The organism is Azospirillum sp. B2RO_4 (assembly GCF_051124815.1).
GTDB lineage: Bacteria > Pseudomonadota > Alphaproteobacteria > Azospirillales > Azospirillaceae > Azospirillum.
On sequence record NZ_CP118485.1, the window covers coordinates 1 to 13,490 of the forward strand.

The window sequence follows — 13,490 nt, forward strand, 5'->3', positions numbered from 1 at the left end:
ATGTCGGTCGGCGTGTCGTTGGATCAGCAGTGGGCGCGCATTCGCGGACGCCTGAAGGAAGAGGTGGGCGAGATCGCCTACCGGAGCTGGCTTCAGCCGCTGTCCGTCGCCAGCCTGGTCGGCGGCGAGGTGTGCATCGTCGTGCCCACGCGCTTCATGCGCGACTGGGTGCTGACCCACTATGCCGACCGCATCCGCGCGCTCTGGTCCGGCGAGAATCCGGAAGTCCAGTCGATCGACGTCATCGTCGCCTCCACCAACCCGCCGGCGGCGCTGGTCGCCGACAACGACGACCGTGATGACGGCCGCGACGATGGTCGGGCCGCCCCGGCCCCGCGCTTCGAATCGCGTGCCGCCGACACCCGCCCGGCGCCCCGTCCGCTGCCGCCGTCCTCCGCCGAACCGGCGCCCTCGACCGTCTACACCTCCGCCTCCTATGGCGGGGCGTCGGACGAATCGCCGAATGCCGTCCCGGCCATCCTGGAGGACCGCTCCGACCTGTCCGCCGCGCTCGACCCGCGCTTCACCTTCGAGAATTTCGTCGTCGGCAAACCGAACGAGCTGGCCCATGCCGCCGCCCGCCGCGTCGCCGACGCCACCACCGTGACCTTCAACCCGCTGTTCCTCTATGGCGGGGTCGGGTTGGGCAAGACCCACCTGATGCACGCGCTGGCCTGGCAGATCCGCAAGAACGACCCGAACCGCAAGGTGCTATACCTGTCGGCCGAAAAGTTCATGTACCAGTTCATCCGGGCGCTGCGCTTCAAGGACACGATGGCCTTCAAGCAGCAGTTCCGCTCGGTCGACGTGCTGATGATCGACGACGTGCAGTTCATCAGCGGCAAGGACAGCACGCAGGAGGAGTTCTTCCACACCTTCAACGCGCTGGTCGACCAGAACCGGCAGGTCATCATCTCCGCCGACAAGAGCCCGTCCGACCTGGAAGGCATGGAGGAGCGGCTGCGCTCCCGCCTCGGCTGGGGGCTGGTCGCCGACATCCACCCGACCACCTACGAGCTGCGGCTGGGCATCCTCCAGGCCAAGGCCGACGCGCTCCAGGCCAGCATCCCGCTGAAGGTTCTGGAGTTCCTGGCCCACAAGATCACGTCGAACGTGCGCGAACTGGAAGGGGCGCTGAACCGCATCGTCGCCCATGCCGAACTGGTCGGCCGCGCCATCACGCTGGAGACGACGCAGGAGGTGCTGCACGACCTGCTGCGCGCCAACGACCGCCGCGTCACCATCGACGAGATCCAGAAGCGGGTGGCGGAGCATTACAACATCCGCGTCGCCGACATGCATTCCGCCCGCCGCGCCCGCGCGGTGGCCCGTCCGCGCCAGATCGCCATGTATCTGGCCAAGCAGCTGACCGCCCGCTCCCTGCCGGAGATCGGCCGCAAGTTCGGCGGCCGCGATCACACAACGGTCATGCATGCGGTGAAGAAGGTGGAGGAACTGCGGACCACCGATCCGTCCTTCGCCGAAGATGTCGAACTGCTGCGGCGCATGCTCGAAAGCTGACGTTCGTTCGGTCCACCAATCAACTGCGGCGTGTCACCACGTCGCTATCCCATCGCGCTGAGAAGTTTGCTAAGGTCCGCACGCACGGAATCTTTGCGGACGGCGTGGGTGTTGTGGTGGAAACGAATATTCTTGTCGTCGATGATTCCCTGTTCTTTCGCGACCTGATCCGGACAGATCTGGAAAGCAACGGTTACCATGTGTTGCTTGCGGAGGATGGGGCGCAGGCGCTGTCGCTTTACCGCAGCCACGACATCCACATCCTGATCACCGATCTGGAAATGCCGGTGATGACCGGGCTGGAGCTGTGCTGGCATGTCCGGGCGGAGGACGACCAGCACCGCACCTTCACCATCCTGATGACCGGCGACACCGAGACGGCCCGGCGGATCGAGGCTTTCGACTCCGGCGCCGACGAGTTCCTGGCCAAGCCCATCGACCTGTCGATGCTGCGTGCCCGCGTCCGCGCCGGGGAGCGCATCACCCGCATGCACAGGGTGATGGTGGAGATGCTGCACACCGATTACCTGACCGGGGTGCTGAACCGCCGCTATTTCATGGAACGGCTGGAACAGGCCTATCGCGCCGCGAAGGAGAGCGGCTTGCCGCTGGCGGTGGCGATGTTCGACATCGACCATTTCAAGACGATCAACGACACCCACGGCCACAGCAACGGCGACATGGCGCTGAAACGCTTCGCCGACCATTGCGCCGCCCAGCTGCCCGACGGCGGCTTCCTCGGCCGGCTGGGCGGGGAGGAATTCTGCCTGTGCCTGCCCGCCGCCGACCTGGATGCGGCGCTGGCGCGGGTGGAGGCGATCCGCCGCTCCACCGCGGAACTGACGGTGGAGACCGGCAGCGGAGCCAGCTTCGGCTTCACCGTCAGCATCGGCATGTGCCTGGACCAGGACACCGTGTCGGTCAACGACCTGATGGCCCAGGCCGACGAGGCGCTCTATTTCGCCAAGCGCAGCGGCCGCAACCGCACCGTCCTGCGCGGTGCCGAAGGGGTGACGGTGAAGGCCCGCTTCTACGTGATGTAACCCTTTCTCTTTCCCCCTCATGTGACGGCTCTATGAAGTTTGGCGGAGCCGCGTCTTCCCCCATGGACGGATCGCTTTTGTCTAAGGCACACTTTCCGCCTTAAACGGGGCCGCCACCCCTACAAACGCCATCCAAGAGCCAGGGAGACCGGACGTCATGTCCAAGATCGAGCATGCTCAGACCGTTCATGGCCAGACCGAGTCCCAGCGGTCCAGCGCCGAGACCCAGCGCGCTGCTAAGAGCTTCACCCGCCGCGTTCTGCTGCAAAGCGCCGCCGCCGCCGCCGGTGTCGCCTCGGTCGGTCCCTTCGTCCTGCGCGAAGGCCGCGCGGCGTCGGGTTCGGTGAAGATCTTCTCCTGGGCCGGCTACATCAGCCCGGACATGCTGGCCGATTTCGAGAAGAAGACCGGCGTCAAGGCGACCCTGACCGAATACGGCACCAACGACGAGTTGCTGAACCAGCTGAAGGCCACCGGTGGCGCCGGTTTCGACATCATCCACCCCACCGTCGACCGCGTGCCGAACTATGTCGAGTACGAGCTGGTGCAGCCGCTCGACGAATCGAAGGTGAAGTGGGACGGCTGTCTGAAATCGTCGGTCGAGGGCTCCGCCGGCATGGGCGGCGTCGTCGGCGGCAAGCGCTATCTCGCCCCGGCCGACTGGGGGACGGAGGCGCTGGCCTTCGACATGAAGAAGGCGCCGCTGACCTACGGCACCGCCAGCTACGGGGACCTGTGGGCGCCGGCCAATGCCGGCAAGGTGACGGTGCGCGGCCATTCGGCGCTGATCGGCATCGCGCTGTGGCTGGAAAGCCAGGGCAAGCTGCCGCACCCCGTCCGCGACCAGTTCAAGGACGAGGCGAAGGCACGCGCCAACTTCGACGCCATCCTGAAGGTGGCGGCGGAGAACAAGAAGTCGGTCGCGCAGTTCTGGACCAACGAGAACGAGGCCCAGGGCGCCTTCCGCACCAACGGCTGCGTCATCGGCCAGACCTGGGACAGCAGCGCCGTGGCGCTGCGCAAGGAAGGGCTGCCGATCCGCTTCGTCGCGCCGAAGGAAGGGGCTCTCGCCTGGATGGAAGGCTTCGCCATCCCGAAGAAGGCGGAGAACCTGGAGAACGCCTATGCCTGGATCAACTGGTTCTACACGCCCCAGGCCGGCGCGCTCTACACCAACCATTCCGGCATCTCCAGCACCGCCGTCGGCGCCGAGGCCCACCTGACCGACCTGAACAAGCAGTTCTTCGCCGACGCCTATCCGGGCGACGCGCTGCAGAAGCTGTGGTGGTGGCCGATCCAGGAGGCGTGGTACGTCTCCATCCGCAACGAGTATCAGGACCGCTTCCTGGCGGCGTGATCCGCATACGGAAGGGACCATGAGCCAAGACGTCCAACTCGACCACGTCACCATGCGGTTCGGCGACACCGTCGCCGTCCGCGACGTGTCGCTGACCATCGGGGCGGGGGAGTTCTTCAGCTTCCTCGGGCCCTCCGGCTGCGGCAAGACCACCATCCTGCGCATGATCTCCGGCTTCATGGAGCCGACCGACGGCGTCATCCGAATCGGCGGCCGGGACATGCGCGGGATCGGCCCGAACAAGCGGCCGACCGCGCTGATCTTCCAGAACCTCGCCCTGTTCCCGTTGATGACGGTGGCGGACAACATCGGCTTCGGGCTGGAGGTGCGCGGCGTGGCGGCGGCCGACCGCAAGCGTCGGGTGCGGGAACTGCTGGAACTGGTGGCGCTGCCCGACACGGCGGACAAGCGGGTGACCGATCTGTCCGGCGGCCAGCGCCAGCGCATCGCCATCGCCCGCGCGCTTGCGGTGGAGCCGGCGGTGCTGCTGCTCGACGAGCCGCTCTCCGCGCTGGACCTCAAGCTGCGCCAGCACATGCGGGCGGAGTTGCGCGAGTTGCAGAAGCGCACCGGCGTCACCTTCATCTACATCACGCACGACCAGGGCGAGGCCCTGACCATGTCCGACCGCATCGGCGTGATGTCGCGCGGCGTGCTGGAACAGGTGGGCGACGGCAAGACCATCTACGACCACCCGGAGACCGCCTTTGTCGCGTCCTTCGTCGGCGAGTCGAACCGCTTCGCCGGCCCGGTCGCGGAGGCGGCGGACGGCTGGGCGGTGCTCGACACCGGTTTCGGGCCTCTGCGGGGCCGCAACCCGCGCGGGCTGGCGGTGGGCGACCGCGCCACGCTCTATGTCCGGCCGGAACGGCTGGCGCCGGACCGTTTGGGGGCGGGCGAGAGCGACAACTGCCTGACCGCCCGCGTCAGCCACAGCGACTTCGAAGGCGCCTTCGTCAACGCCTTCCTCGACGGCGGCCTGACCGTGCAGATGCCGCATCTGGGCCAGGAGCCGGCCTTCGTCCCCGGTGAAACCGTGCTGCTGGGGTTCCGTGCGGCGGACGCGGTGGTGTTGCCGACGGCGTAATCTCTCCAAATCAGAGCGCACAAACGAAAACGCCCCGACCAACCGGCCGGGGCGTTTCGCATTCCTATATCCGCAAGCGTCAGTGCGTCTGCTGGATCGCCGACAGCTGCCACTGGCCGCCGCGCGGGCGGACGAAGGTCCACAGCTCCGTCGCCTCGGTCGGCTGCGAGGCGTTGCCCTCGACCACCCGGCCGCTGGCGCGGTCCACCGTGACGTCGACCAGCGAGAAGCGCATGGCGACGGTGGCGTATTCCTGCGCCCCTTCGCGCCAGCCCTCGGCCAGATCGCCCTGGAGCAGGCGGACGTCGCTGACCTTGTTGACGACGCCGCGGTTGCGGTTCTCGGCCAGATCGTCGCCGAAGTAGGCGAACATCTCCGGCGTCGTCGCGGCGCGCAGCGCGTCGGCATCCTCACGCCCGTAGGCGGTCTGGACGGTGACGAGCAGCCGCTCGAACGCCTCGAAGTCGGCCGGCTGGATGCCGATCTCGTCGGCGGCCTGACGGCGCTGGGCCGGGCCGGCATTGCCGCCGCCCATACCGCCAACCGGGTTATAGCCGACATCGGCCGCATCGCGGTTCATCTGGCCACCCTGCGGGCCGCCGGCATAGGCCGGCCGGTTCCCACCCAGCGGGCCACCGGACGCCGCCGTGTTGGCCGTCTGCGAGCGGTTGCGGAAGAAGCGCATGGCGAGGCGGACCAGGAAGACGACCAGCAGGATCTGCAGGATGAAGCCCAGGATGCCGGCGAAGCTGCCCAGCCCCTCGAAGAAGCCGCCGCCGAACAGCATCGCGCCGATGCCGGCGCCGATCAGGCCGCCCATCAGGCCCGACATGAAGCCGCCGCCGAAGAAACCGCGCGACGGCGCCGCCGCCGGGGCGGTGGAACCGGGGCGCTGCATGCCCGGCGACGCCTGCGGAGCGGCCGAGCGCTCCATCGGCGACGCCGCGCTGGGGGCGGTGCTGGTGGCGGCCGGCGCATCATAGGTGCGGCTGCCGCGGCTGCCCGAAGAGCTGCTCTTGCCGGCGCGGGCGTCGGCGGTGCCGGCGGCCAGGGCCATCACCAGGGCAACCGCCACCGCCGTGGCGGCGCGGGCGCCCCGCTTGCTTTTGGAGGTGGCGGAAAGGCTCGAAGGTCGGGTCTTCTCGCTCATGATCGTGCTCGCTTGTCGCATCTGGTCTGTTGTCCAGCCTTGCCAGATGGGGGTGGTGCCGCCTCCGTTTAAGGGGCGGTCTCACTTTTTTCGAGCAACAATCAGCACGGCCGCTTAATCGGTCTCACTTTGCAGCGCCCCTCCCTGCAGGGCATCGATGGCGCGCCGGTCGCGCTTGGTCGGCCGTCCCGCTCCCGGCGCGCGGTAGGGATCCTGCAAGCGTTCCTCCGGCACCGGCGGGGCGAGGTCCTCGTACAGCGCCTGGGCTTCCGGCGCCGGCCCGCGGCGGCTGCCCAGCGCCACCACCTTGACGACGCGGATGTGCCGTCCCTGGGCGAAGGTCAGCACGTCGCCCGGCTTCACCGCCGCATGCGCCTTGTTCACCACCGCTCCCGACAGCCGCACGCCCCCGTCGTTGCACAGCTTTGCGGCGAGGCTGCGCGTCTTGAAGAAGCGCGCATACCAGAGCCACTTGTCGATCCGCAGCCGGCCGAGGGTGGAGTCTTCGGTGTCGGTGTTGCCAGCGGTGTTGCTCATGGGCGTTTCCGTGTTTTGATCTCACTCATCGTTCGCGGGGGCGTTATGCCCCCTCCCTAACCCTCCCCCGCCTCCGGCGGTGGAGGGAACTGCCGCCGCTTCGCACAAGGCACCCTCTCCCGCGATCGGACCGGCCTTTGGCCGGCCGAGGGCGGGGGAGGGTTGGGGAGGGGGCAACCGTCGCCACGTCCCTCACATCCCCGACAGCTGCCGCAGCTTGGCGAACGGGTGGTCCTCGTTCGTCGGCCGCTCGCGCCGCTGCCTGTTCCCCTGCTGCTGCCTGGATGGCCGCTTCCGCTTCCAGGCCACCGCCCCGTCCTCGGCGACGATCCGCACATAGCCGAGCCCGGTCAACACCGTCCCCAACTCATCCGCCGACAGGCCGACGCGCTGGCCGAGCGCCACCTCGCGGATTGGCGCGTTCGCCTTGGATGCGGTCAGCAACTCCGTCTCCAGCCGGTCGAGCATGTCGACGCGCAGAGCCCGTCGGCCGGCCAGCGGATAGCCGATGGCCTCCCAGAAGGCCGGCGGTGCGCCGCCATCCTTGACCGGCCCCTCCTTCCCCAATGGCGCCTCCACCGACACGCGGCCGGGCGGCGGGATCGGCATCGGCAGGGGATGGCCCTTCGCCACCGCCCACAGCAGCCCGCGCAAACTCACCGCTGCCGGCTTGGCGAGTGCGGTCAGATACAGGTGCGACACCCCCAGCCGGACCCCCAGCCTGGTCAGTGCCTTGCGGTCCTCGCGCTCCAGCCGCTCCACCATGTCGGCGACCGGCGCCCGTGGCAGCACCCCCAGCCCCTCGACCAGTTGGAAGATCAGCCCGCGCCCCGCACCCGACAGCCCCTCCGCGCCGGACAGCGCGAACAGCGGCTTCAGCCGGGCGGCGATATGGTCCTTCAGCCAGCGGTCGAGCCGCGCCCGCACCCGCTCGCGCTGGGCCTGATCCAGCATGCCCTCGTCGAACGGCACCACCAGCGGCGCCAGCACCGACGGCCCCGCCGCCAGCCGCGCAACCGGCAAGCCGTCCGCCGTCAGCACCCCGTCCGCTCCCAGCGCGAAGGCGTCGTCCGGCTCCGCCTCGAAGGCGCGCAGCCGCTTGGCCAGCTCGTCGCGCAACGCGCGGCGGGCCGCCGTCAGCAGCGACTTCGCCTCGTCGGAGCGGTCGGGCGCGTCGGGCACGAAGCGGAAGCCTTCCAGCTTGCCGACCACATGCCCCTCCACCACCACCTCGCCGTCGGCGCGCACGCCGCCCAGCAGCGAGCGCCCGTCCTTCAGCGTCCGCGACAGCGTAGCGGATCGGCGGTCGATGAAGCGCTGGGTCAGCCGCTCGTGCAGGGCGTCGGACAGCCTGTCCTCGATGGCGCGGGTACGCTCCTGCCAGTGCAGCGGGTCCTTCAGCCAGGTCGGCCGGTTGGAGATGTAGGTCCAGGTGCGGATATGGGCGATGCGGGCGACCAGCGCGTCGATGTCGCCCTCCGTCCGGTCGAGCCGGGCGATCTGCTTCGCCACCCAATCGTCGTCCAGCCGGCGCAGCGGCCCCCGCAGGCTGCGGAAGACCTGGGCCAGCAGCTTGGTGTGGGCATCCGACAGCACCTTGCGGAAGTCGGGGACCTGGCAGACCTCCCACAGCAGCTTGACGGCATCCCGGCCGCGGGCGAGGTCCATGATCTCCGGGTCGCGCACCAGCGCCTGCAGCGCCAGATGGTCGTCGGCCTCGCGCACGCGGCTCAGCTCATTGATCGGCGCCCGTTCCTCCAGCGATTTCAGCAGAAAGCCCGGCGTGTCGAAGCGCAGGTCGCTGTTGCGCCAGGACAGCGTCTTGACCGTCTCGAACTCGTGATTCTCGACGCGGTTGACCAGATCGGCATCCAGTTCCCCCACCTCGTCGGTGGTGCCGAAGGTGCCGTCGCGCATGTGGCGCCCGGCGCGCCCGGCGATCTGCGCCACCTCGGCGGGGCGCAGGCGGCGCGGGGCAAAGCCGTCGAACTTGACGATGCGGGCGAAGGCGACATGGTCGACGTCCATGTTCAGCCCCATGCCGATGGCGTCGGTCGCCACCAGATAATCGACCTCGCCCGCCTGATAGAGTCCGACCTGCGCGTTGCGCGTGCGCGGGCTGAGCGCGCCCAGCACCACGGCGGTGCCGCCACGCTGGCGCCGGATCATCTCGGCGATGGCATAGACGTCGGTGGCGGAAAAGGCGACGACGGCCGAGCGCGGCGGCAGGCGCGTCAGCTTCTTGTAGCCGGCATAGGTCAGCTGGGAGAAGCGCGGCCGGCTGATGAACTCCGCTTTCGGCACCAGCCGGCGGATCATCGGCTGCATCGAATCGGAGCCCAGCACCATCGTCTCGACCATGCCGCGGGCATTCAGCAGCCGGTCGGTGAAGATGTGGCCGCGCTCCGGATCGGCGCAGAGCTGGATTTCGTCCACCGCCAGGAAATCGACGGCACGATCCAGCGGCATCGATTCGACGGTGCAGACCCAATAGGAGGGGTTGGGGGGCAGGATCTTCTCCTCCCCCGTCACCAGCGCGACGGCGTTCCTGCCCTTGATCGAGACGATGCGGTCGTAATTCTCCCGCGCCAACAGGCGCAGGGGAAAGCCGATCATGCCGGACCGGTGACCGAGCATGCGCTCGATCGCCAGATAGGTCTTGCCGGTGTTGGTCGGCCCCAGCACGGCGACCACACGGCCCCCCCGCCCGAGACCGCCGCCCGCCGAAGCGTGAGTGGACGTCATGGGGTTAAGCTTTGGGGTGCGGGAGGCTGCAATGCAAGCGGCGGCTTGGCCTGATTGCCGTTTGGGGCATCTGGGCGGCTCATCCGGTCAGGGAGCGTGCGGATCGCATGTGTGGCGGGGCAGGCGGAATTGGTTCCACCGCTGCTTCCGAATGCATATTGGCTGCCTTGCCGATCAACCCACACGAACGTACTATTCCCGCACCGTCTCTTGGTTGGATGTTGTTTCTTGAGCAAGATTGATCGGAAGTTGTTTTCAGCCAAGCTGGTCTGCCAACTGCCGGTCAATCCGATCAACCGTGCTCTGGGGACCGAAATGGAGGCCGGGTGTGCATGGCTCAGCTCGATCGCTCACCGGCACATCGCGACTGATCATAGCGACGACTACGGCATCTGCATCGCAAATCTGGAGGTGGTAATAAGCCGGCCGATGTATGTGCGGCAAAGCGACCGGCATGCCCGGAATTTCGAGCTGATCCGCCGGATTGACGTGGATGGAAGGCCGCTGATGCTGGTGGCGGTTTCCTTGGAGCGGAACGAGCAAGGAAACTACAATGTCAGGTCATCCTATCTCATCAAGGAAAAGGATCTTGAGAGGAGGAAACGATCTGGCAGCCTGAAGCTGATCATCTGGAGCTGAACAAAGAAAAAGCCCCCTGCTGGAGGGGGCTGTGCCTTAGCCGGACGCTATCCCGGATCTCTTGACCATCCCACCGGTCTCGCCTGAGCGAAGCCGCCGCGAAGGCTAATAACCTGTTTCCAGGCGTGTGAGGCAGCTTGTTCTCACCTCTAAGGCCTGTAAGAAGTGTGTGCGCTCACAGGCCGAAAGTCAACGGATCGCTGGATCCTCTCCGAAAGCGACAAGGGCCGCCGAAGGGGGATTCGGCGGCCCTTGGTCTCACGGCGGCTGCGTTGGGGGGCTTGGAGTCGCCGCCGGGAGTCTGTCTGTTACGTCACTGTTTGGGCTGCTCCTGCGGTGCCGGCGCCGGACCCTTTCCCGGACCCGGACCAGGGCCGTTCCCCGGACCCATCATGCCGCCCGGACCCATGCCGTGATGGCGCGGGCCGTCATGGTCCCAGCCGCCGGGGCCGCCCATGTGGCCGCCATGGTGGCCGCCCATCCGGCCACCCATACCGCCCGGACCCGGGGTCAGCATGCGGTCGGCCTGCTTCTGCTGCTCGGGCGTCAGCTGGCCATAGAGGTCGGTCAGCGCCGGGCGGACGGTCTGGACCTGCTGCAGGTGGGCCTGCATCATCTGCTCCATGCGCTCAAGCCGCTGCGGCAGAGCGGCAGGCCGCGGGGCGTCCTTGAACTTGACGCACAGGTCCTGCGTCGGCTTCAGGCTGGAGCGGGCGGCGTCGGCGAACTTGGTCCAGGCGGCGCGCTGCTGCTCGGTGATGTGCAGCTTCTTCTCCGCATAGGCCAGCTTGCCGGCCAGACGGGCTTCCTGGTCCTCGCACATGCGGGCGAAGTGGCGGTCGGGGCCGCCGGCGCCGGGACCCATGCCGGGACCGCCGGGCTGCGGACCACCCTGGGCGAAGACCGGAACGGCCACGCCGAGACCGGCGACCAGCAGGGCGGAGGTCAGAAGGGCGCGTTTCATGGTGTCGACTCCTCGGTGTTTGGTGCTCTCTAAACCCCGGATGGAGGGGGCTTATTCCGTTGGGACGGTGCCGGCCGGATCGCCGCCGCTGTCCCGATGACCAGACAATGGGCGCCGAACGTTGCGGTCGAATGTCCGCAAACCGGTCATTTGGTAACAGAGTGTAACCGCCGGCCGTCCCGTAACCGGGCGTTACACATTTCCCCTTCACCCCCGGCGCGCCTCGCCCGATCATGGCCGCCATGGACCGCACGCCCCACCTCCTCGTCGTCGACGACGACCGCGAAATCCGCTCCCTCGTCGCCCAGTTCCTGACCAAGCACGGCTACCGTGTCACCGGGGTCAGGGACGGGGCGGAGATGATGCGCACGCTCGACGGCGCCCGCGTCGACCTGATCGTCCTCGACCTGATGCTGCCGGGGGAGGACGGGCTGTCGCTCTGCCGCCGTCTGCGCGCCACGCCGCAGACGGCGCAGACCCCCGTCATCATGCTGACCGCCATGGGGGAGGAGACCGACCGCATCGTCGGGCTGGAGATGGGCGCCGACGATTACCTGGCGAAGCCCTTCAGCCCGCGCGAGCTGCTGGCCCGCATCAAGGCGGTGCTGCGCCGCGTCTCCGCCCCGCCGGTGGCGGGGGCGCCGGCGGCGGCCGGCACGGTGCTGCGATTTGAAGGCTGGTCGCTCGACCTGACCAAGCGGGAACTGCGCTCGCCAGACGGGGTGCTGGTCCAGCTGTCGGCCGGCGAGTACGACCTGCTGGTCGCCTTCGTCGAGCATCCGCAGCGGGTGCTGACCCGCGACCAGCTTCTCGATCTGGCGCGCGGCCGGTCGGCGGTGCCCTTCGACCGCTCGATCGACGTGCAGGTCAGCCGGCTGCGCCGCAAGATCGAACCCGATCCGGCCGAACCGACGCTGATCAAGACGGTGCGCGGCGGCGGCTATCTCTTCACCCCGACCGTCGGCAGCGGCGGGTTGGCATCGTGACCGCCCGGCCGGAAGAGATGACGGCGAAATCCAGGCTGGCCCGCCGCCGCAGCCTCCGCCGCCTGCGTCTCGGCTTCCCCGATAGCCTCGCCGCGCGCATCGCCCTGACGGTGGTGCTGGCGCTGCTGCTGACCCAGGCGATCAGCGCGCTGGTCTATCTGACCGACCGCAGCGAGGGGCCGCCGATCCACGGCCCCAACGTGCTGATCCAGCGCATCACCGCCATCGTCCAACTGGTGGAAAGCACGCCGCCGCCGGGCCGCGAGCGGGTGGTGCGCGCCATCGACGATCCGGTCCTGCGCGTCGAATGGCGCCCCGACCGTCCGCCGCCGCTGGCCCCCAACGCCATTTCCAGCGGCCGGTTCGAGGGGCTGAAGCGCCGGTTGAGCGCCTCGCTCGACACCGCCGACCGCAACATCCTGGTCGAGGTCCAGCGCCCGCCCCGTGGCGATGATCGGGGCGACGACCATCCGCACCCGCCTTTCATGGGCGGTGACGAGCCGCGGCGCTGGGGGCCGCATGTCCGGCTGTCGGTGCGGCTCGGCGACGGGTCGTGGCTCAGCTTCACCGGCGGCGACCCGCTGGCCGGTCCCTTCGGCATCGTCCGCTTCCTGTTGTGGATGGGGGCGATCGCCGCGGTGATCCTGCTGGTGTCGCTGCTGGCCGCCCGCCGGGTGACGGCGCCGCTGGCCAATTTCGCCGCCGCCGCCGAACGGCTCAGCGTCGACGGTCAGGCCGATCCGCTGACCGAGGAGGGCCCGCGCGAGCTGCGCGCCGCCACCCGCGCCTTCAACCGGATGCAGGCGCGGCTCGCCCGCTTCGTCGCCGACCGCACCCAGATGCTGGCGGCGATCAGCCACGACCTGCGCACGCCGATCACCCGCCTGCGCCTGCGCGCCGAGCTGGTCGACGATCCGGAGATGCAGCGGCGGATGCTGGCCGACCTGGACGAGATGGAGGCGATGATCTCCGCCACGCTGGCCTTCGCCCGCGACGACGCCCAGCGCGAGCCGCGCGGCCGCTTCGACCTCGCCGACCTGCTGCAGAGCCTCTGCGACGACCGGGTCGATGCCGGCCACCGCGCCCTCTACGACGGTCCCGCCCATGTGGTGGCGGAAGGGCGGCCGGTGGCGCTGCGCCGGGCGCTGGCCAACCTGATGGACAACGCCATCAAGTATGGCGGCGGCTTCACCGTCCGGCTGGAGACCGGCGCCGACGGCACCAACGTCTCCAATGCCCTGATCCACATCGACGATGACGGCCCCGGCATCCCGGAGGCGGAGTTCGAGAAGGTCTTCGCCCCCTTCTACCGGCTGGAGCGCTCCCGCTCCCGCGACACCGGCGGCGTCGGGTTGGGCCTGTCGACCGCCCGCAGCATCATCCGCGGCCATGGCGGCGACGTGACCCTGGCCAACCGCGGCGAGGGCGGGTTGCGCGCCACGGTGACGCTGCCGCTCTGAC

Annotated in this window: 11 protein-coding genes; 7 read left to right on the forward strand and 4 right to left on the reverse strand. The window is 68.8% G+C overall.

The window, feature by feature from the left end; genetic code table 11:
- The 4 genes from dnaA to PWS46_RS00020 all read left to right on the forward strand — a co-directional run bounded on the left by dnaA (position 1) and on the right by PWS46_RS00020 (position 5,008).
- Positions 1–1,521 carry a chromosomal replication initiator protein DnaA gene (gene dnaA, locus PWS46_RS00005; RefSeq protein WP_434616353.1) on the forward strand — a complete coding sequence of 507 codons (1,521 nt, stop codon included), beginning with the start codon at positions 1–3 and terminating at the stop codon, positions 1,519–1,521.
- 116 nt (positions 1,522–1,637) lie between these two features.
- The gene (locus PWS46_RS00010; protein ID WP_434616356.1) at positions 1,638–2,564 is read left to right on the forward strand and encodes a GGDEF domain-containing protein; all 927 of its coding nucleotides are present in this window, start codon (positions 1,638–1,640) and stop codon (positions 2,562–2,564) included.
- 157 nt (positions 2,565–2,721) lie between these two features.
- Positions 2,722–3,921 carry an extracellular solute-binding protein gene (locus PWS46_RS00015; RefSeq protein ID WP_434616359.1) on the forward strand — a complete coding sequence of 400 codons (1,200 nt, stop codon included), beginning with the start codon at positions 2,722–2,724 and terminating at the stop codon, positions 3,919–3,921.
- Positions 3,922–3,940: 19 nt separating this feature from the next.
- Positions 3,941–5,008 (forward strand): ABC transporter ATP-binding protein, encoded by a 1,068-nt coding sequence (locus PWS46_RS00020; RefSeq protein WP_434616362.1) that lies wholly within the window; start codon positions 3,941–3,943, stop codon positions 5,006–5,008.
- Between the two features lie 79 nt (positions 5,009–5,087).
- On the opposite strand, the gene PWS46_RS00025 is transcribed toward PWS46_RS00020, so the two are convergent.
- The 3 genes from PWS46_RS00025 to PWS46_RS00035 all read right to left on the reverse strand — a co-directional run bounded on the left by PWS46_RS00025 (position 5,088) and on the right by PWS46_RS00035 (position 9,440).
- On the reverse strand, positions 5,088–6,158 hold the full coding sequence (locus PWS46_RS00025; RefSeq protein WP_434616365.1) for a Tim44 domain-containing protein: 1,071 nt from the start codon (positions 6,156–6,158) through the stop codon (positions 5,088–5,090).
- A 114-nt stretch (positions 6,159–6,272) separates the two neighbouring features.
- Positions 6,273–6,695 carry an RNA-binding S4 domain-containing protein gene (locus PWS46_RS00030; RefSeq protein ID WP_434616368.1) on the reverse strand — a complete coding sequence of 141 codons (423 nt, stop codon included), beginning with the start codon at positions 6,693–6,695 and terminating at the stop codon, positions 6,273–6,275.
- 192 nt (positions 6,696–6,887) lie between these two features.
- Complete coding sequence (locus PWS46_RS00035; protein ID WP_434616371.1) at positions 6,888–9,440, reverse strand: helicase-related protein; 2,553 nt, start codon at positions 9,438–9,440, stop codon at positions 6,888–6,890.
- Positions 9,441–9,668: 228 nt separating this feature from the next.
- On the opposite strand from PWS46_RS00035, the gene PWS46_RS00040 reads away from it, so the two are divergent.
- Positions 9,669–10,079, forward strand: a complete 411-nt coding sequence (locus PWS46_RS00040) for a hypothetical protein (protein WP_434616374.1) — start codon at positions 9,669–9,671, stop codon at positions 10,077–10,079.
- Between the two features lie 313 nt (positions 10,080–10,392).
- On the opposite strand, the gene PWS46_RS00045 is transcribed toward PWS46_RS00040, so the two are convergent.
- The gene (locus PWS46_RS00045) at positions 10,393–11,043 is read right to left on the reverse strand and encodes a Spy/CpxP family protein refolding chaperone (protein ID WP_434616377.1); all 651 of its coding nucleotides are present in this window, start codon (positions 11,041–11,043) and stop codon (positions 10,393–10,395) included.
- 242 nt (positions 11,044–11,285) lie between these two features.
- Between PWS46_RS00045 and PWS46_RS00050 the strand changes: the two genes are divergently transcribed.
- Entirely contained in the window at positions 11,286–12,029 is a 744-nt protein-coding gene (locus tag PWS46_RS00050; protein ID WP_085087326.1) for a response regulator, read from the forward strand.
- Positions 12,026–13,489 carry an ATP-binding protein gene (locus tag PWS46_RS00055; protein ID WP_434616381.1) on the forward strand — a complete coding sequence of 488 codons (1,464 nt, stop codon included), beginning with the start codon at positions 12,026–12,028 and terminating at the stop codon, positions 13,487–13,489. Before PWS46_RS00050 ends, PWS46_RS00055 begins: the two co-directional genes overlap by 4 nt.
- Position 13,490: the final 1 nt, after the last annotated feature.

What these genes read in the sequence shown, in the direction of transcription:
- dnaA (WP_434616353.1), top strand. Translation starts at nt 1, where the DNA reads ATGTCGGTCGGCGTGTCGTTGGATCAGCAGTGGGCGCGCATTCGCGGA.
- PWS46_RS00015 (WP_434616359.1), top strand. Translation starts at nt 2,722, where the DNA reads ATGTCCAAGATCGAGCATGCTCAGACCGTTCATGGCCAGACCGAGTCC.
- PWS46_RS00020 (WP_434616362.1), top strand. Translation starts at nt 3,941, where the DNA reads ATGAGCCAAGACGTCCAACTCGACCACGTCACCATGCGGTTCGGCGAC.
- PWS46_RS00025 (WP_434616365.1), bottom strand. Translation starts at nt 6,158, where the DNA reads ATGAGCGAGAAGACCCGACCTTCGAGCCTTTCCGCCACCTCCAAAAGC.
- PWS46_RS00030 (WP_434616368.1), bottom strand. Translation starts at nt 6,695, where the DNA reads ATGAGCAACACCGCTGGCAACACCGACACCGAAGACTCCACCCTCGGC.
- PWS46_RS00035 (WP_434616371.1), bottom strand. Translation starts at nt 9,440, where the DNA reads ATGACGTCCACTCACGCTTCGGCGGGCGGCGGTCTCGGGCGGGGGGGC.
- PWS46_RS00045 (WP_434616377.1), bottom strand. Translation starts at nt 11,043, where the DNA reads ATGAAACGCGCCCTTCTGACCTCCGCCCTGCTGGTCGCCGGTCTCGGC.
- PWS46_RS00050 (WP_085087326.1), top strand. Translation starts at nt 11,286, where the DNA reads ATGGACCGCACGCCCCACCTCCTCGTCGTCGACGACGACCGCGAAATC.